This is a genomic window from Streptomyces sp. NPDC107562 (assembly GCF_055657325.1).
Genome location: NZ_JBVKBE010000001.1, coordinates 519779 through 533986 on the forward strand (window position 1 = coordinate 519779; position 14208 = coordinate 533986).

The following is a 14208-nucleotide window of genomic DNA, read 5'->3' on the forward strand; positions in this document are numbered from 1 at the left end:
AAACCGACTTCCCCCAAGCCGTCATGCCCGCACCGGCCCGGAGGCTCTGCCGATGAACCACCGCACGCATCCCGATCCAGACCGCGATCCGGCCCGGCCGGAGAGCGCCCGCCTCCCGGAACCCGTCGCACCCGGCACCGTGACCGCGGACACGACCGCCCTGGACCTCTTCCGTCACATCGCTGCCGCGCTCGGGCCCGACGGCACCGAGGCCACCCCGCCGACGGCGTCCGACGGGAGGCCGCGGCGGTGAGCGCCGGCCGATGGGTGGGGCTGGCCCTCCCGCTGCTGTTTCTGCTCGCCGCGGCCGTCATGGCCGTCATGGTGGTGCGCGACGGACGGAAACAGGGCCGGCGGGACGACGAACACGGTGACTGACCGCGTCCGGGTCCGTGCGGCACGGTCGCGGACGGTGACGCCGGGAGGGGTGCGCGCGGCGCCGTGATCGACATGCGCGCTACTCCATTCGAATGCAGACTTGATCCGACAGAGCCGCCCTGAGAAAGCCCGCCCACTCTCCCCCCGGGAGGTGCCGTGGTCTTGATCGCGTTGCTGGTCCCGGCCCTACTACTGTTACTCCTTCTTGCGATGGAGGCCTTCGAGGACCTCGTGTTCCCGCCGCCGAAGACACCGCCGGCGGAGGAGGGCCTGGAGGATCTGCCGGAAGATCCGGTGTCCACGTGAACCGCCGAGCCCCCGCACCTCCCGCGTGCGGGGGCTCGTCGGCGTCGAACATGTGATCGCCTCTCGGGAGACCCCCTCCGGAGAAGAGGCGGGTGTGTGAGACTCCGCTCATGACAACCGTGGCTCAACTGCGCAAGGCCGCGCTGGCGCTGCCGGAGGTCGAGGAGGGCACCCACTTCGGCATGGTCGCCTTCTCGGTGCGGGGCAAGGGCTTCGCCTCGGTGACAAAGGACGGCCGGGTCCAGCTGCACCTCCCGGACCAGGAGGCGGAGGCCGCCGTGGCCGCGCACCCGAGCGGCGAGCGCCTGGTCCGGATGGGCACGCCGATCGGCTTCCTGGTGCCACTGGCCGACATCGGCGGCAAGGAGCTGAACGCCCTGGTGCGGGCGGCGTGGTTCGGTCGTGCCCCGAAGCGTCTCGCCGCTTCCCTGGCACACGCCGAGGCGTCGGCCGGCGGACCCGGCGTGGACCTGCCCGCCGGTATCGGCAGGCCGGCCACCCAGGCCCTGCTCGGGGCGGGGCTGGCGACGCTGGAGCAGGTGGGGCGACGCACGGAGGCGGAACTGCTGGCGCTGCACGGGGTCGGCCCGAAGGCCGTACGCATCCTGGCCCAGGCCCTGGAGGAACGCGGGCTCACCTTCCGGAGCTGACGGGACGCCGGCTCCGGGAACGGGCGGCCACGCTGCCCGTACACCCACGTGAACCGCTGTGGATGACGCATGCCGACAGCACCCTTGCCGCAGCCGGAAACCACCTGCTTCCATCTGGTTAGGAAAGTTTCCTATCGGTCACGCCAATGAACGGAGTTCAGATGAAACTGAGGCTCAACCTGTTACGCCCGGCCGCGGTGGCAGCCGCGATCGGCGGCGCGCTGCTCCTGACCACGGCCGTCGTCCCCGCCGCCTCCGCCGGCCCGACGGCGCATCAGACGGCCGCGCCGGTCGGCCGGTCGGCCTCCGACGACTCCACCGCGCGCGCCGCGGCGGACACGCCGGTGTCCCTCAACGGACAACTCCGGGTCTGCGGCACCAAGCTGTGCAACAGCCGTGGAAACCCCATCCAGTTGCGCGGCATGAGCACCCACGGCACCCAGTGGTACCCGCACTGTGTGACCAGCGGCTCCCTCGACGCCCTGGCCCAGGACTGGAAGGCCGACGTCCTGCGGGTCTCGACCTATGTGCAGGAGGGCGGGTACGAGACCAATCCCACGCACTTCACCAACCTGGCCAACTCCCTGATCCAGCAGGCGACCGACCGCGGCATGTACGTGATCGTCGACTGGCACATGCTCACCCCGGGCGACCCCCACGCCAACCTGAGCAACGCGCGGAAGTTCTTCACCGACATCGCCAACCGCAACAAGGCGAAGAACAACATCCTCTACGAGATCGCCAACGAGCCCAGCGGCGTGAGCTGGTCCCGGATCAAGAGCTACGCGGAGCAGATCATCCCGACGATCCGGAACATCGACTCCGACGCGCCCGTCCTGGTCGGGACACGCGCCTGGTCCTCGTTCGGTGTCTCCGAGGGCGCGAACGAGTCCGAGGTGGTGAACAACCAGGTCAGGGCGTCGAACATCATGTACACCTTCCACTTCTACGCCGACTCGCACCGCGACGAGTACCTGGCGACCCTGTCCCGTGCCGCCGACGCCCTCCCCGTCTTCGTCACGGAGTTCGGCACCCAGAACTACGCCGGTGAGGGCAACAACGACTTCGCCATGTCGCAGCGTTACCTGGACCTCATGGCGAGCAAGAAGATCAGTTGGACGAACTGGAACTTCTCCGACGACCACCGCACCGGCGCCGTGTTCAAGACCGGGACGTGCAACAACCCCGGCTCCTGGGTCGGTACCGCACCGCTGAAGCCCGCCGGCGTGTGGATCCGTGAGCGCATCAGGACTCCCGACGCCTTCCCGGTCGGCTGACCCTGATCCCGCGCGGGCGTCACCCTGCCGAGGACAGGGTGGCGCCCGTCAGGCCTCGCCCCCCGCCGCGATGCGAAGCCGGAGGGTGCGCGCCTCGGGGCGCAGCACGAACTCCGGCGACACGTCCGGGCCGCAGGCCCGTGAACCGAGCCCGTGCTGGGCCGCGTCGACGAACAGGTGGGTCGTCGTGCTGCCGGGCAGCTCGTGGGGATGCGCGGCAGCGGCGATCTGCTGCGAGGTGTGCCGGCTGAGGGTGAAGCCCGGGCGACGGCCGTGCACGTCGGGGACGGCGACCACCCGGAGGACCTCGGTGGCCCCGCTGGTCAGCGACAGGGAGCGCAACTGGGAGCGGTGCCCGGTCTCCTGCGGACGTGCGTAGTCCACCGAGAGCTCCCCGACGGTCGAGGAGAAACGGCCCGTACGGGCCGCGCGCATGCTGTCCGGGTAGGACTCGAGTGGGCCGAGGCCGAACCACTCGGCGCCGTCCACGGGAGCCGCGCCGTCGGGCAGCGCGAAGCCGATGCCGATCCGCGGCCACACCGTCCGCCAGCCGCTCGACGGCTCGATCTCCACGCGCAGTTCCAGTTCACCGTCCTCGAGCGACCAGACGGACTCGACCGTCACCGACAGGGCGGAGTTCGCCGCGGAGACCTTGTCGACGGTACGCAGGGCGCCCGGGGCCCGCTCCACCGAGACGCGCCGGGTGACCAGCCGGTCGAGACCGTCGCCGCGCCACAGGTCGGCGTCGGACGCTCCGGCCGGGCCGGCGTCGGTGTTCTCGACCCCCTCGGAGGGACTCGCGTCGTTGTCGGTCGGCGCGCGGAACAACTGCAACCGTGGTCCGCTCACGTCGCGGCCGGCCAGGCGGACCAGCGACCCGCCGGTGAACTCCGCGATGCCCAGGGACAGCGTTCCGTCAGTCGGCCGCCAGTCGGTCCGTGGTCGCACCGCGGGAACGGCGACACGTGTCGAGCGGTCCTGCTGGGCGGTGGCGACCACATGCCCTTGCGGTGCCCAGTCGCTCGCCTTCGCCAGCACCGCGTCGAGCGTCAGCCAGGTCTCGGCGTCGGAAGCCACCACGACCCGGGGCAGCCGCACCACCGCCGACTCGCCCGCGGCGACGGCGGGTACGTCCAGTTCCCCGGAGTCCACGAGGATGCCGTCGTGCTCGACACGCCAGTGGAAGCGCAGGTCACAGGTGTCGGTGGAGTGCCGCAGGTTGGTGATCGTGACCTCGTCGGTGTCGAAGCCGAAGCGGAGCGGCTGCACCACGGCCTTGAACTCGTGCAGGCTGGGCGTCGGTTCGTCGCTGCTCAGCAGCATGCCGTCCATGACGAAGTTGCCGTCGTGCACCACCTCCCCGAAGTCGCCGCCGTAGGCGTAGTACGGCGTGCCGTCGTCGGTCGTGGTCAGGATGCCGTGGTCGCGCCACTCCCAGACGAACCCGCCGTGCAGCCGCGGATACGCGTGGACCAGGGCCTCGTACTGGTCGAGCCCGCCCGGGCCGTTGCCCATCGCGTGGGCGTACTCGCACAGCAGGAACGGCTTGGAGCGCTGCCGGGCACTCTGTGCGGGAGTGCAGCCGAACAGCACGGACGGCGCGCCGTCGGTGCCGATCCGCTCGGTCTCCGGGACCGAGGCGTACATGCGCGAGTAGACGTCGGTGTACTCGCCCGTGTGGTCACCCTCGTAGTGCACCGGGCGTTCGGCGTCACGGGCGTGGACCCAGGCGGACATGGCGGCGAGGTTGGCGCCGGTGCCCGCTTCGTTGCCGAGCGACCAGATGACGATGCCGGGGTGGTTCTTGTCGCGCTCGACGGTGCGCTGGACACGGTCGAGGTAGGCCGCGCGCCACGCCGGGTCGTCGCTCGGGTTGCCCGCCCAGCCGACCTTGTCGAAGCCGTGGGTCTCCAGATCGCACTCCAGGACGACCCAGAAGCCGAGTTCGTCGGCGAGGTCCAGCAGCCGGGGATGCGGGGGGTAGTGGCTGGTGCGGATCGCGTTGACGTTGAAGCGCTTCATCCGCGCCAGGTCCTCGCGGGCGTGGTCCTCGTCGAAGACCCGGCCGCGCTCGGGATGCGTCTCGTGGCGGTTGACCCCGTGGAACACGACGCGGCGGCCGTTGACCAGGAAGCGGTCGCCGCGGATCTCGACCGTACGGAATCCCACCCGCAGCGCGATACTCTCCGTGGCCGACGACACGGTGGCGTCGTACAGCCGCGGCCGCTCGGCGGACCAGGGCTCCACCTCGGCGACGTCCAGCGGGGCGACGTCCTGCGCCGTCGCCCAGACCTGTTCGACCCCGAGTTCGGGGATGCGCAGGGTGACGGGGAACGCCGTCGCCCCGGCCGTGACCTCCGGGGTCACGAGTCCCCGTCCGGCGTCGAATCCGGTCCGCAGCCAGACGTCCTCGATGCCCCCGGCCGGCCGGGCCAGCAGGGTGACGTCGCGGAAGATGCCCGGCAGCCACCACTGGTCCTGGTCCTCGACGTAACTCGCCGCGGACCACTGGTGCACCCGCACGGCGACGACGTTGTCGCCCGTGCGCAGCGCGGACGTGACGTCGAACTCGTGAGTCAGCCGGCTGCCACTGGCGCTGCCGATCTCGATGCCGTTGACCCACACCTTGAAGAGCGACTCGACGCCGTCGAACCGCAGCACGACACGTTCGGCGTCCGACCAGTTCGCGGGCACCTCGAAGTGCCTGCGGTGGTCGCCGGTGGGATTCTCGTCCGGCACGTGGGGCGGGTCGATCGGGAACGGGAACTGGATGTTCGTGTAGATCGGCCGGCCGTAGGCCCCGTCGCCCTGGAGGACCCAGTGCGAGGGAACCGGGATGCTGTCCCAGTCGTGGTCGTCGAAGTCGTCGGCCGCGAAGTCCTCCGCCACCGACGCCACGGGTGAGTGACGAAAGCGCCAGGACCCGTTCAGGGAGAGCGAGGGGGCGTCGGAGTGCAGCCACGAACGGGCCGGGCGCAGCGCACCTCGCGCGGGAGTGATGTCCGAAACGTACGCGGAAGGCTCGGATGACAAGGAGTCGCAACTTTCGTCATAGCAAGGGGGGTTGGTCGTACTGGCCGTGCGGGAGGGCTACCGGAGCACGACCGTGCGGATCTCCCAGGGACCGAGGACGAGGTCGAGCCCGTCCGGCGCGGACGTCCGGGACAGCGGCCGGCCGAGCAGGTCGACCGTGGTGGCCTCGGTGAACGGGCCGCTCACCCGGACCGTCGACGTGGTGTCGCTCATCGCCGCCATACGGACCTCGACGCCGGCCCCGTGGTCGTCGTCGGTCACCCGGCGGATGCCGGAGACGAGGACGTCGCTGCCGTCCACCCGCACGCCACTCGCGTCGGGGGGCAACTGGCCCGCGGCGGCCGCGGTCCCGCGGGTGACGAGCACGTCGTTGCGGAACTCCTCGGCGAGGGCGACTGCGTCGGCCCCCTGCCAGCCGGTCGCCGACGGCAGAACGGCGAAGCGGTTCTCGATCCGCATCCCGAGGTCCTGCGCGCCCGGTGCGGGGATCTCGCTCGCCGCCGGTTCGTCGCGCAGCGGGTGGATGTTGACGCTGATCGACCCGATCGCGCGCAGCAGGGTGAGGGCGAGCGCGGACCCGTCGTCGACGAGTTCGTACTCGCTGGAGTGGTCGAGGAGCACGTTGGCGGCTCCGGCCGACACGAACGAACTCGCGGGGAAGGTCGGGAGCGGGTATTCGCCCCAGCCGCCCTCGGCGGTGAGGCCGCGCTCGGTGACGGCGAACTGCCCGGCGGAGGCCGATGTGGTGACGGGCTCGGGCAGCGGCACGTGGAGACGCAGCCGGTGGTCGGCGCTCCGGTTCAGGAACGACGTGGTGATCCGGACGAACGGCTCACCCGCGCGCACCTCCACCAGCATCTCCACCGGCGTCGGCACGGTCCGCCCGCCGCGCACGTCACGGTCGGACGAGAGCGCCTCGGGCCAGTCGTAGACCCGGGTGACCTTGAGCCGGGAGCGCAGCGGGCCGCTCTCCAGGAGGTCGACGGCGACCCGCGCCGGCTCCGACACGAGTACGTCCCGTGCCGGGGGCGCGTAGTTGTAGCTGTCGCCGCGGTCACCACCGTCGACGAGGCGGCCGACTCCGCTCAGCACGGTCCCGTCGACGCCGGTCACGCTCAGGGTCCCGTCGGCGGCCACCTCGACCTCGACCAGGCCGTTCGACAGCGAGCCGGGCGTCGCCGTGGCCGGCGTGAGACGCGGGGCCGGGGCGGCCGGCAGGTCGCTCGCCCCGACCCGGAAGCTCGTCAGGCCGGACGGGGGGACGCGCACGGGCACCAGCGCGGTGGCGCGGGCCTCCGCCAGCGTCCGTACCCGCCATTCACCCGGGTGGGCGGCGGCCGCGGCGGCGACCTCGCGACGCAGGATCAGCAGGTCGAAGGGCCCGCCCGTCGGCACCTCGGCGAGGTGGAAGACCAGTTCCCCCGCGGTGAGTTCGTAGCGGTCGATCAGCAGGCCGAACAGCTCACGGCGGTGGATGCGGCGCAGCACCCGCTCCAACTGGGAGGCGTCCATGCGCTCGTCGCTGAGCACGGTGGGGGCCTGGGAGATCAACTGCACGGGATGCGCGGAGCCGTCGGCGGCGGTCGCGACCAGGGTGGTCCCCTCCGCCGGGGCGACGACGTCGACCTCCACCAGCGCGGTACGCGCCGAGGGCAGCGTGCTGGCCACCAGGTGGCCGTCGCTCGGTACGCGGGCGGCGGGCTCCGCGAGCGCCGCGTCCCGGACGGCCCGTGCCGTCTGCGCGGCTTCGGCGAGCCGGGCCTCCACCTGGTCGCAGGTCTCGTCGGTGCCCGAGCCGACCACCGAGTCGTGCGCCGTCGACTCGATGATCTTGTGCCAGGCCAGCGTGAGGAAAGGCGCGTCGTCACGCCCGGACCACAGGGCGTTCACCCGCTCGGCGTGGTCGACGGTGCGCTCGGCGAGGGCCATGCGCTGCTTGAGCCCGAGCCGCACGGACAGCACGCCGGGGAGGATGTTGCCGCGCACATGGCTGCGCAGTTCACCGGTGACGACGGCGGTCACCTCGTCCCGCACATGCGTCCGGATGTACTCGTCGAGCGTGGCGACGGTGATGGCGCGTCCCTCACCCGCGGCCTGCCGCAGCCAGGACGTCAGCCGCGGGTCGGGCGCGTTGTGGTCGGTGCCGGCCATGGCCAGCACCGGATCGCCGCCCCAGCGCCCGGCCGTCATCTCGGCGTACTCACCGAGCGCGCGGCCGATCTGGTCGGGCACCAGCAGGACGTCGAGGCCGTTGTCGTAGCCGTCGAAGAGGAACTCGGTGCGCACCTCGGAGCCGTCGGGGGCGCGCCAGCGGAAGGCGTGGCCCTCGACGGAGCCGGGCACACCCCGCCACAGCGCCGCGTGCTCGATGCCGGCCCGCGCGAGGATCTGCGGCATCTGCGCGACATGGCCGAACATGTCGGGCAGATAGCCGATGGGCATCGCGCCGCCGAGGGCCTGCGCGGCCGCCCAGCCCATCTGGAGATTGCGCACGATGGTCTCGCCGGAGCACAGGAACTCGTCGAGCAGGATCAGCCACGGGCCGATGGCCAGTCTGCCCTCGCGGACCAGGGCCACGACGCGGTCCCGGTTCTCCGGCCGCATCTCCAGATAGTCCTCGATCGCGGCCATCTGACCGTCGACGGTGAACCGGAAGTCCGGGTGCGTCTCGGCCGTCTCCAGCACGGTGTCGAGGGCGGCGACGAGCCGGTGCCGGAACACCTGGAACGGCTCGTACCACTCACGGTCCCAGTGGAAGTGGGGCACGAAGACGGCGGGGTTCTGCATGGGGAGAGGGACCTTCTGTGCTGACGGAGGCGGAAGGACGGTCACTTGAGGGATCCGGCGGCGAGTCCGGTGCGCCAGAACCGCTGAAGGAGGATGAACACGATGATCACGGGCACGATCGAGACCAGCGAGCCGGTGATCACGGACTGTTGCAGGAGCGGGGCGCGGGCGGTCTGGCCGTTCCACTGGTAGAGGCCGAGCGTGATCGGGAAGAGCGATTCCTTCTGGAGCATCACCATCGGCAGGAAGAAGTTGTTCCAGATGGCGACGAACTGGAACAGGAAGATCGTCACCAGCGCCGGTGTCATCAGCTTGAACGCCACCGAGAAGAACGTGCGGAACTCTCCCGCACCGTCCAGCCGCGCCGACTCGATGAGTTCCTGAGGCACCGCGGCGTTGGCGAAGATACGCGCGAGATAGACCCCGAACGGGCTGACGATGCTGGGCAGGAAGACCGCGAGGTAGGTGTTGACGAGCCCGGTCGCCGAGAACAGCAGGAACAGCGGGAGCGCCAGCGCCGTGGTGGGAACCAGCACACCGCCGAGGATGACCGAGAACAGGAACTCGCGCCCCCGGAAGCGGAACTTGGCGAGCGCGTAGCCGCAGAGCGCGGAGATCAGGGTGCCGACGGCGGCGCCCAGCACCGCGTAGATGACGGTGTTCAGGGCCCACCGGCCGAAGATGCCGTCGCTCCGGGTGAACAGGATGCGCAGGTTCTCGAAGAGGTTGAAGTCCGAGAACAACAGCCCGTTGGTGGACGCGAGGTCGCCCTGCGGCTTGGTCGCCGCGACGATCAGGAAGTAGACCGGCAGCAGGAAGTAGACGGTCAGCAGGAGCATCAGCGCCATGACGGCCGTGCGGCTGACGCGGCTTTCGCGGATCGCGGGTCGGTCGCTCACAGGCCCGCCTTCTTGGAGGTCAGTCGCATGAACCCGAAGCTCAGGACGAAGGTGAGGACGGCGATGACCACGGAGATCGCCGCTGCCTGCTGGTAGTTGTTCCCGGACGCCACCGCGTAGGCGAGCATGTTCGGGGTGAACGTGCTGGAGATGTTCGAGGAGATCTGGCGCAGCACGGCCGGCTCGGCGTAGAGCTGCAGGGTGCCGATGATCGAGAACACCGTGGTCAGGACGATGGACGGGGCGATGATCGGGACCTTGATCCGCCACGCGATCGTCCAGTTGCTCGCGCCGTCGATCTTGGCGGCCTCGTAGAGCTCCTGCGGTATGGACTGCAGCGCCGCGTACATGATCAGCATGTTGTAGCCGGTCCACAGCCACGTGGAGACGTTCGCCGCCGACCACAGCACGGCACCCGGGCCGAGGAAGTCGGGCTCCAGACCGATGCCCTTCAGCAGGTCGACCACGGGGCTGAGCTGCGGCGAGTAGAGATACGACCACATGATCGCGGCGATGACCCCGGGCACGGCGTACGGCATGAAGGCGGTGATCCGGAAGAAGGACTTGAGCCTCAGCAGCGGGGTGTCCAGGAGCAGCGCGATGATCAGCGCGACGAACAGCATGACCGGCACCTGCACGACGCCGAAGAGCCCGATGCGCCCGACGCTGGCCCAGAACTCGCTGTTGCGGAAGACCTCCGCGTACTGCTCGAAACCGCCGAAGGTCGTGTACGACGTCCCGTACTGGCCTCCGGTGCGGCGCACGACGCGCACGCTCTGCCAGAGCGCGTAGCCCACCGGCACCAGGTAGAACAGCACGAACGGGAGGAAGAAGGGGATCAGGAACGCGACGACGGTGCCCGCCCGGGGGCCGCCGCCGTTGAGGCGACGGCGACGGCCTTCGGACGGCGCCACCGCGCGGGTCGCGCGGGGTGCGATGTCGGTCATGCCTGCGGTCACTTGCCCGCCGCGGCCGGGATCGCCTGGTCCTGCATCGACTTCAGCGCCGCCGCCTGGGCGGCCGCGAGCGCGTCGGTGAGCTTGCCGTCACCGGCCGCCGCCTTGGCCATCGCGTCCTGAAGTGCCAGGTTCACCGTCTTCTGCGTCGGACCCCAGGTGAAGCTGGTGTCGACCTGCTTGGACGACTCGGCGAAGACGTCGAATATCTTCTGGCCGCCGTAGTACGGCACACCCTTGGAGAGCGCCGGGAGTTCCAGTCCCGCGGTGGCCGCCGGGTAGAGGCCGCCCAGCTCGTTCTCCAGCGCGAGCGCCTCCGGGTCGGTGGTCAGCCAGGTGTTGAACTTGACCGACTCGTAGAGGTGCTTGCTGTCCTTCATGAAGGCGACCGTCGAACCGCCCCAGTTGCCGGACGTGCCGTTCGCGCCCCAGGTCGGCATCGGGACGATGGTCCACTTGCCGGCCTGCTTCGGGAGGTTGTCGCGGAACATGCTGTAGCCCCAGGCGGCGCCGATGTAGCTGGCGATCTGGTCCTTCTGGTACGCGGCGTACATCTGGGTGGAGCCGTGGGCGAGGTCGGTGCGCACCACGTCCTCGGAGATCAGCCCCTGCCAGTAGTCGGCGACCTGCTTGCTCTGCTCCGACTCGACGGTGACGCGCCACTTGTCGTCGGCGTAGTCGTACATCTTGGCGTTGTTCTGCCAGAGCAGTCCGTTGAACCACTCGGCGTTGTTCGGGTCGAAGTACGTGATGGTGAGGTCGGAGTCCGCCTTGTGCAGCTTCTCCCCGGCCGCCGCGTACTCGTCCCAGGTCTTGGGGATGTCGACGTCGTACTTCTTGAACAGGTCGTTGCGCACGAACAGGGCCATCGGGCCGGTGTCCTGCGGCATGGCGAACACCCCGGTCTCACCGAAGCTGGTCTGCGACCAGGTCCACGGCACGAACTTGGACTTGGCCGCGGCGGCGTCCGCGCAGGCCGAGGCGTCGACGAAGGCGTCCTGGGTGCGCAGGTTGGGGAGCTGGTCGTAGCCGACCTGCGCGAGGTCGGGAGCCTTGCCCGCCTTGAGCGCGTTGCCGAGGGTGCCGTACTGGTCGTTGGAGATGTTCTTGGTCTCGACCTGGATGTCCGGGTTCTTCTTGTTCCACAGGTCGACGACCTTGTCCATGCCCGGAACGGTGTTCCAGTACTGGAGCGTGACCTTGCCCTTCGCGGGCTCGCAGGAGCCCGCGGACGCGTTGTCGGACGAGGGGGATGAGGAGCACCCGGCGAGCACGGTGATGCCCGCCGCCGCGGCGGCGACGACGAGGCGGGTGCGTGTGACTGTCCTGCTCATATCTTCCGTTCCAGAGAGCGCCTGGCGGCGAGTGCTAGGCGGGTCGACGTTGACACCTGAGGCGGATTGCCTTCTGGTTGGAATCAGGTTCCGTGAGCGGTAACGTGAGCGCTCACGGGAGCGGTAACGGCGGGATGACGGGGGAGTTGTTGCGAAGTGATTGGGAGTGTGCGCTTCGGTGCGGCCAGGTGTCAAGGAATCGGCGCTCAGGCGTCGACGATCACGCGGAGGTGAGTGATGGCGGCGTCGGGGACGGGCCCTCGCAGGGTGACCATCGACGATGTGGCCCGGTCCGCCGGGGTGTCCCGGCAGACGGTGTCGAGGGCTCTCAACGACAAGGACGAGATCGGGGACGCCACCAAGCAGCGCGTCCTGGACGCCGCACTGGAGCTCGGGTACCGGCCGAGCAGGTTCGCCCGGGGACTCGTCCGGCAGGACACGATCAGCGTCGGGCTGGTGATCCCCGATCTGCTCAACCCGTTCTTCACCGAGGTCGCCGCCGCCGCGCTGGACGCGGCGCGGGCGCGTGGCTGGCATGTCGTCGTGTACGACACCGGGGACCGCATCGAGGAGGAGCGGGGCACGCTGGAGGTGATCGCCTCGCAGGTGGACGCCGTCGTGGGATACCTGAGCCAGACCGAGGCCGAGATCGACAGGCTGACCCGAGGGATGCCCGTGGTGCTCATCGACCGTGAGCACGACGCCGAGCGGTTCAGCGCGATCCGGATCGACGGCCGGGACGGCGTGCACGCGGCGATCAGGTATCTGGCCGAGTCGGGCCACCGGCGCATCGGCATGCTCGACCACGCGGGCCGGTCCGAGCCGAGCATCCGCCACGAGTGGTTCGCCGACGCCATGGCCGCCTGCGGACTGGACGCCGGGTCGGTCAGCCGCGCGGACCAGAGCGTCGAGGGCGGGGAGAACGCGCTGCGGGACCTCCTCGCCGCGCATCCCGACGTCACCGCCGTGTTCACCTTCAACGACATCGTCGCCATAGGAGCACTGCGCGCCGCGCGCCGGCTCGGGCGGTCGGTGCCGAAGGACCTCGCCGTGATCGGCTTCGACGGCCTGCAACTGGGCGAGCTGGTCGAACCGCCCCTGTCCACGGTCGCCCTGGACACCCGGCAGCTCGGCGCGCTCGCGGTCGAACAGACGGCCCGCCTGCTGACCGGAAGCGGCCGGCTGAGCGGGGACGAGCTGGTCGTCCGAGCGGAACTGCGCCGACGGGAGTCGGCGTAGACGGCGTCGGCCGGCCCGCCGGCGGCACCGGGAGCGCGGCTCCGCCACCCGCCAAGTGCCCCCGGCGGGAGCCCTGTCGGCGCCCGGGGAGGCGGACACCGAGGCCGGAGGAGAGGTTCGGCGGGCCGTGGCGGTCGTCAGGGAGCGCGGGCGCATAGGGTGACCGCATGTCTGCCTCTTTGAGCCCTGCGAGAACCCGTGCGGCACTGCGTGCCTCGGCGCGTATATCGGCGGAGCTGCTGCTGGTCCTCGTGGGGACCGCGGTGGTGCTCTGGCTTCTCGGCCGGATGTGGCCCATCGTCTGGCCCCTTGTCATCGGTCTGCTCCTCACCACGCTGACCTGGCCCGTGGCCCGGTTCCTGCGCCGGCACGGCTGGCCGCCGGCGCTGGCCGCGTCGGCGGTGACCGTGCTCTTCCTCGCGGTCGCCGCGGGAGCCGTGGCGCTCATCGCGGTTCCGGTCGCCTCGCAGTCGGGTGAGCTGACCGACGGCGTGGTCGAGGGCATCCAGCGGGTCCGGGAGTGGGCCGCGGGCCCGCCGCTGAACATCGGCGACGACCAGATCACCACCGCCCTGGACACCACGACCGACCGTCTCCAGAACAGCGTCGGCAGCTTGGTGACGACCCTCGCCACCGGTGTGGGCACCGTGGTCAACGGGGTGGTGACGGCCGTACTCGCCCTGTTCCTGATGTTCTTCTTCCTCAAGGACGGGCCGCGCTTCCTGCCCTGGCTCGCCCGTCAGCTCCCCGGGCGCCTCGCGACCGACGTCCCCGCGGTCGCCGAACGCGGCTGGGACACCCTCGGGGCCTTCGTCCGCTCGCAGGCGGCGGTCGGTCTGCTGGACGCCGTCCTCATCGGCATCGGGCTCTGGGTCCTTGACGTCCCGCTGGTGCTCCCGCTGGCCGTGCTCACCTTCGTGTGCGCGTTCGTGCCGATCATCGGCGCCCTCTTCGCGGGCTTCGTCGCCGTGCTCATCGCCCTGGTGTCGAACGGTCTGACGGACGCCCTGATAGTGCTGGCGATCATCGTCGTCGTCCAGCAGTTGGAGGGCAACGTCTTCCAGCCCATGATCCAGAGCAGGGGGCTCGGCCTGCACGCGGCGGTCGTCCTGCTCGCGGTGACCCTGGGCGGCAGCCTGGCGGGCATCGTGGGCAGCCTGCTCGCCGTCCCGGCCGCCGCACTGATCGCGGTGGTCTGGAACTACGTGCGCGAGCAGCTGTCCGAGCCGCCGCACGACCCGGTGGGCGTCCCCGGCCCCGGCCGCGGCACCGACCCGGAACCGGCGGCCGCACCGCTCGCCGGCTGACGGGCCTCGCCGCCCCGTCCACGCACAAGGGCCCTGCCGTTC

12 protein-coding genes are annotated in these 14208 nt (G+C 70.5%); 7 read left to right on the forward strand and 5 right to left on the reverse strand.

Annotated features, from left to right (window positions below):
• The first annotated feature begins 52 nt into the window (after positions 1 to 52).
• The 5 genes from ACZ7LV_RS02410 (at position 53) to ACZ7LV_RS02430 (ending at position 2611) form a co-directional block, all read left to right on the forward strand.
• On the forward strand, positions 53 to 253 hold the full coding sequence (locus ACZ7LV_RS02410) for a hypothetical protein (protein ID WP_471934922.1): 201 nt from the start codon (positions 53 to 55) through the stop codon (positions 251 to 253).
• A complete protein-coding gene (locus tag ACZ7LV_RS02415; protein WP_401667644.1) occupies positions 250 to 378 on the forward strand; it encodes a hypothetical protein in 129 nt (42 codons plus the stop codon). Before ACZ7LV_RS02410 ends, ACZ7LV_RS02415 begins: the two co-directional genes overlap by 4 nt.
• A gap of 162 nt (positions 379 to 540) precedes the next feature.
• Complete coding sequence (locus ACZ7LV_RS02420; protein ID WP_471934923.1) at positions 541 to 684, forward strand: hypothetical protein; 144 nt, start codon at positions 541 to 543, stop codon at positions 682 to 684.
• A gap of 110 nt (positions 685 to 794) precedes the next feature.
• Entirely contained in the window at positions 795 to 1334 is a 540-nt protein-coding gene (locus ACZ7LV_RS02425; protein ID WP_471934924.1) for an MmcQ/YjbR family DNA-binding protein, read from the forward strand.
• A gap of 161 nt (positions 1335 to 1495) precedes the next feature.
• Positions 1496 to 2611, forward strand: coding sequence for a glycoside hydrolase family 5 protein (locus ACZ7LV_RS02430; RefSeq protein ID WP_471934925.1), 1116 nt, complete (start codon positions 1496 to 1498; stop codon positions 2609 to 2611).
• A gap of 48 nt (positions 2612 to 2659) precedes the next feature.
• Here ACZ7LV_RS02430 and ACZ7LV_RS02435 read toward each other — a convergent pair whose 3' ends face one another.
• From ACZ7LV_RS02435 to ACZ7LV_RS02455, 5 genes are read right to left on the reverse strand one after another with little or no spacing between them, the layout of a single operon-like run.
• Positions 2660 to 5644: a glycoside hydrolase family 2 TIM barrel-domain containing protein gene (locus ACZ7LV_RS02435; RefSeq protein ID WP_471934926.1), complete on the reverse strand. Its 2985-nt coding sequence runs from the start codon at positions 5642 to 5644 to the stop codon at positions 2660 to 2662.
• A gap of 57 nt (positions 5645 to 5701) precedes the next feature.
• Positions 5702 to 8431, reverse strand: a complete 2730-nt coding sequence (locus ACZ7LV_RS02440; protein WP_471934927.1) for a glycoside hydrolase family 38 N-terminal domain-containing protein — start codon at positions 8429 to 8431, stop codon at positions 5702 to 5704.
• A gap of 41 nt (positions 8432 to 8472) precedes the next feature.
• On the reverse strand, positions 8473 to 9279 hold the full coding sequence (locus tag ACZ7LV_RS02445; RefSeq protein WP_471936071.1) for a carbohydrate ABC transporter permease: 807 nt from the start codon (positions 9277 to 9279) through the stop codon (positions 8473 to 8475).
• 47 nt (positions 9280 to 9326) lie between these two features.
• A complete protein-coding gene (locus ACZ7LV_RS02450; protein ID WP_471934928.1) occupies positions 9327 to 10277 on the reverse strand; it encodes a carbohydrate ABC transporter permease in 951 nt (316 codons plus the stop codon).
• 8 nt (positions 10278 to 10285) lie between these two features.
• Positions 10286 to 11620: an ABC transporter substrate-binding protein gene (locus tag ACZ7LV_RS02455; RefSeq protein ID WP_471934929.1), complete on the reverse strand. Its 1335-nt coding sequence runs from the start codon at positions 11618 to 11620 to the stop codon at positions 10286 to 10288.
• Between the two features lie 237 nt (positions 11621 to 11857).
• Between ACZ7LV_RS02455 and ACZ7LV_RS02460 the strand changes: the two genes are divergently transcribed.
• Positions 11858 to 12859 (forward strand): LacI family DNA-binding transcriptional regulator, encoded by a 1002-nt coding sequence (locus ACZ7LV_RS02460; protein WP_471934930.1) that lies wholly within the window; start codon positions 11858 to 11860, stop codon positions 12857 to 12859.
• A 167-nt stretch (positions 12860 to 13026) separates the two neighbouring features.
• Positions 13027 to 14166 (forward strand): AI-2E family transporter, encoded by a 1140-nt coding sequence (locus ACZ7LV_RS02465; protein ID WP_471934931.1) that lies wholly within the window; start codon positions 13027 to 13029, stop codon positions 14164 to 14166.
• Positions 14167 to 14208: the final 42 nt, after the last annotated feature.